Consider the following 4499-nt stretch of genomic DNA (forward strand, 5'->3'; position numbering starts at 1 on the left):
CTTGTCGAGACCACGGAGCGGCCGGGGTCTCGACAAGCTCGACCAGCGGGTGGGGCTCGACCAGCGGAAAGGGCCCGGCCCAGCCCGCTCGCGATCGTGCTGTGGTCGCTGGCGGTGCTGCTGCCGGTCGGGTTCCTGGCGATCTTCTTCGTCTGGCCGGTCGCCGGCCTGGTCGGACGCGGTTTCGTGGTGGACGGCGCGGCCAGCCTGGACGGCGTCGCCGCCGTGCTGTCGGCGCCGCGCACCTGGCGGATCATCGGCCAGACGCTTGGCCAGGCAGTGGCCGGGACGGCGGTCGCGGTGGCGCTCGGCGTCCCGGCGGCCTACCTGTTGTACCGCTGCCGGTTCCCCGGACGCGGGCTGCTGCGAGCCGTGGTCTCGGTGCCGTTCGTGCTGCCCACCGTGGTGGTCGGGGTGGCCTTCCGGTCGCTGTTCGCCGCCCAGGGTCCGCTGGGCTGGCTGGGACTGGACGAGAGCTTCGCCGCCATCGTGGTGGCGCTGGCGTTCTTCAACTACTCGGTCATCGTCCGGACGGTGGGCGCGCTGTGGTCGCGGCTCGACCCCCGCACCGCCGAGGCGGCCCGGATGCTGGGGGCGTCCCCGGCCCGGGTCTTCCTGACCGTGACCCTGCCGGCGATCGCGCCCGCGGTGCTCTCCGGCGCCTCGCTGGTCTTCCTGTTCTGCGCCACCGCGTTCGGCATCGTGATGGTGATGGGCGGCGTCCGGTTCTCCACCATCGAGACCGAGATCTGGTACCAGACCACCCAGCTGCTCGACCTGCCGGCCGCCGCGGCGCTGTCCATCGTCCAGCTGGTCGTGGTGGCGGCCGCGCTGCTGATCGCCGGACGTGCCCGGCGGCGTGCCGAGCATGCACTGCGACTCTCCGGGGACGCCGCCGCCGAGCAGCCCTGGCGGGCCCGGCGCGACCTGCTGCCGACGCTGGTCACCGGTTTCGTGGTGATCGGGTTGCTGGTGGTGCCAATGGTGCACCTGGTGGTGCGCTCCTTCGTCACCGCCGACGGCTGGGGCTGGCGCAATTACGAACTGCTCGCCGGCAGTGGGGACTCCGGCCTCACCGTGCCGGTCTGGACGGCGGCGGTGAACTCACTGGTGATCGCCGCCCAGGCCAGCGCGATCGCGGTGCCGCTCGGCGTGCTGGTCAGCCTGATCGCGTCGCGCCGTCCTCGCAACCGGGGGCTGGCCGCCGGCGTCGGGCTGCTGGACGCCGCGTTCATGCTGCCGCTGGGAGTGTCGGCGGTGACCGTCGGGTTCGGCTTCCTGATCACCCTGAACCGGCCGCCGTTCGACCTGCGGACGTCGCCGATCCTGATCCCGATCGCCCAGGCCATCGTGGCGCTGCCGCTGGTGGTGCGCACCCTGCTGCCGGTGCTGCGGGCCATCGACCCGCGGCAGCGCGAGGCGGCCGCCATGCTGGGTGCCGGTCCGGGACGGGTGCTGGCCACCATCGACGCGGCCCTGGCGCTGCGCGGGCTCGGGCTGGCGATCGGGTTCGCCTTCGCCACCTCGCTGGGCGAGTTCGGGGCGACGTCGTTCCTGTCCCGTCCGGAGCATCCGACGCTGCCGACGGTGATCTTCCGGCTGATCGGACGCCCCGGCGCCGACAACTTCGGCATGGCGATGGCCGCCTCGGTGGTCCTCGCGGTGCTCACCGCCGCGGTGATGGCCGCGGCGGAACTCGTCCGGCCCAGGGAGGCAGAACTGTGAGAGGCCTTGAGGTGCGCGGCGCCGTCGTCCGCTACGGCGAGCTGGTCGCCATCGACCAGGTCGACCTGGCCGTGGAGCCGGGCGAGATCGTGGCGCTGCTGGGGGCGTCCGGCTCGGGCAAGTCGTCGCTGCTGCGCGGCATCGCCGGGCTGGAGCCGCTGGCCGCGGGACGGGTCGGCTGGGACGGCGACGACGTCTCCGCGGCGCCGGTGCACGCTCGCGGGTTCGGGATGATGTTCCAGGACGGCCAGCTGTTCCAGCACCTCAGCGTCGAGGGCAACATCGGCTACGGGCTGTACCGGGAGCCGCGGGCGCAACGCCGTGCTCGGGTGGCCGAGCTGCTGGGGGTGGTCGGCCTGCCCGGCTACCAGGCCCGGAGGGTCGGCGAGCTCTCCGGCGGCCAGGCGCAGCGGGTGGCGCTGGCCCGGTCGCTGGCGCCCCGGCCGCGGCTGTTGCTGCTCGACGAGCCGCTGTCGGCGCTGGACCGCAACCTGCGCGAGCACCTGGTCGGGGTGCTCGGCGACGCGCTGCGGGCCACCGGAACCACCGCCCTCTACGTCACCCACGACCAGGACGAGGCGTTCGCGCTGGCCGACCGGGTCGGGGTGATGGCCGAGGGACGAATGCTGCAACTGGACGCCCCCGAGGTGCTGTGGCGGCGTCCGGCGTCCCGACAGGTGGCCGAGTTCCTCGGCTACGAACCGTTCATCGCCGCGGATCTGGCGGCCCGGCTGGGCCGGGTCCGGGCCGGTGTGGACGAGTTGGTCGCCATCGGACCCGCCGGTCTGGTTCCCGCGCCGACCGGCGTCGAGGTGCCGATCGTGGAGCAGCGGCACCAGCGCGGTGAGGTGCTGATCGACGTCCGGCTGCCCGACGGCCAGACGGCGACCGCCCGCTCCGCCGAGCGGGTGGAGGGCGAGTCGCTCACCGTGGCGCTCGATCCGGCCGGCTGCGCGGTGATCCCGCGCTAGATCCCGGGTGCCTACTCCATCCAGTTCGAGACTCGTTGCCAGTCGATCACGCGCAGCCAGGTGAGCAGGGCGAGCACCAAGCAGAGGCCCGCCAGCGCGGTGAAGACGATGTAGCCGACGGGATCGTTCTGCTCGTCCAGGCTCGTCGCGTGGGTGGGGTTCAGCGGGTCGTAGACGATGACGATCGGGTCGCCGGCCTCGGGTTCGCCCCACGGCGCGATCTCGGCGGTGCGGGTGGTGCCGCCCCGATCGCTGAAGGTGACGGTGAAGCTGTCTTCGTTCACCGCGACCACCTGCGCCGTGGTCTGGACGCCCCGGTCGCGCAGCGGCGCATCGGCGATCCAGAACCCGACCGGCAGGGCGAGGACGGCCAGGCCGATCAGCAGCGTGACCGTCGCGCTCGGGCCGCGGCCGTACCACCAACTCGTCCGCGGCTGATAGCGGCGCGGCGGCCCGCCCGACCCGGAGGCGTCGCGCTGGCCGGTGCCGCGAAGCACCCACCAGCGCCGGATGCCGAGAATTGCGACCGGGACGATCAGCAGCACCATCGGCAGTCGAAGCCAGGTCCACACCGAGATCTCGGTGCCGGTCCGCAGGTCGTCGACGATCAGCACCGCCAGCAGCGCGCAGAGCACCAGGGACGCCGCCCAGCCGATCGCACCCCACAGCCGGCGGCGCGGACTCTGCGCCGAGGCCCGCTGCCGTTCGGACGCCCAGACGCTGCTGGCGACCGCCGCCGCGACGTTGCGGGCGGGCTGGCTGACCCGGGCGTCCAGTGCGTCGGCCAGGTCGATCTCGCCGAGCAGATGCGCCCGGGCGGCGTCCGGCAGACCGAGCGCGGCGATCAGTTCCGGGACGGCGACGGCTGCCGGCGCGTCCGTGGCGAGTGCCTGGACGAGTCGGGGCGTCGTCGGGAAGCCGAAGTCGTCGAGGGGTTCGACGCCCAGGCGCGCCGGGAAGATGGTGTCGCGGACCTCGTCACCGAGTTCACCGGCGGGCAGCCGGTCGATGGCCACCAGGGTGCCGGTCACCGACCATTCCCAGTCGGCCACGGGTTCGCCGTCCTGGATCAGCCAGAGCCGGACCTCGTCACCCTGGGTCATCAGTGCCAGGCCCGCGTCGTCGTCGACGACGGCGGCCGTGGACGCCCAGAGCGGATCGTCGTGGGGAACCAGCAGCCAGCCGTCGCGGAATACCTCGACGGCGGGCGCCGCCTGCAGGTGGGCGAGCAGGCCCTGATCACCGGGCTGATCGCCGGGAACGGCCACCAGGCCTCGACACGGACGGGGATCGGCGGCCTCCCACGGTGCCGGGCCGATGTCGTCCTCCACCGTCTCGATCTCGTTCGCCCGGACGCGGCGGACCGCCTCCTGCACCAGGTAGGCGTCCGGGGTGCGCACGGCCCAGTCCCGCAAGGCGTCGTCGGGGGACTGGCCCGAGCCGGCGAGCGTGCCGTCCACGGTCGCCGTCCGGGCCAGTACCCAGCCACCGGGAAGCTGCTGCACCCAGCACGGAACACCCCGCTCGCGGGCCCACGCCGCGACATCGTCGGCCGCGACGCGAAGGAACAGCAATGCGGGTTCGATGACCGGTTTTCGTCTCCCGAAACGCACGGCGGAATGCTATCGACTTGTGGGTACGTGTCGGCAGTCGGTTAGGGCCTGTTACGGAAGTGGTTTGTGGGGTGTCGCGTGTCGGTGCGCGAGGGGGTGAGGCTCCCGGGGTAGACGGGTTGGTGTCGAAGCAAGCTCCTTCTTCCCCAGGAGGCCTCGTGTCCACGATAGACGCTGCCCGCCGCCATGA

Annotated in this window: 3 protein-coding genes; 2 read left to right on the plus strand and 1 reads right to left on the minus strand. The window is 72.9% G+C overall.

What is annotated here, in order from left to right:
- Positions 1-96 precede the first annotated feature (96 nt).
- Positions 97-1725, plus strand: coding sequence for an ABC transporter permease (locus QM582_RS09955; protein WP_415084006.1), 1629 nt, complete (start codon positions 97-99; stop codon positions 1723-1725).
- Positions 1722-2696: an ABC transporter ATP-binding protein gene (locus tag QM582_RS09960; protein WP_415084007.1), complete on the plus strand. Its 975-nt coding sequence runs from the start codon at positions 1722-1724 to the stop codon at positions 2694-2696. The genes QM582_RS09955 and QM582_RS09960 overlap by 4 nt, the downstream gene beginning before the upstream one ends.
- 11 nt (positions 2697-2707) lie before the next feature.
- Here the strand turns inward: QM582_RS09960 and QM582_RS09965 are convergent, their stop codons facing one another.
- Positions 2708-4309: a DUF3592 domain-containing protein gene (locus tag QM582_RS09965; RefSeq protein ID WP_415084008.1), complete on the minus strand. Its 1602-nt coding sequence runs from the start codon at positions 4307-4309 to the stop codon at positions 2708-2710.
- Between the last annotated feature and the right edge of the window lie 190 nt (positions 4310-4499).

Source organism: Micropruina sp. (assembly GCF_047607385.1).
GTDB lineage: Bacteria > Actinomycetota > Actinomycetes > Propionibacteriales > Propionibacteriaceae > Micropruina.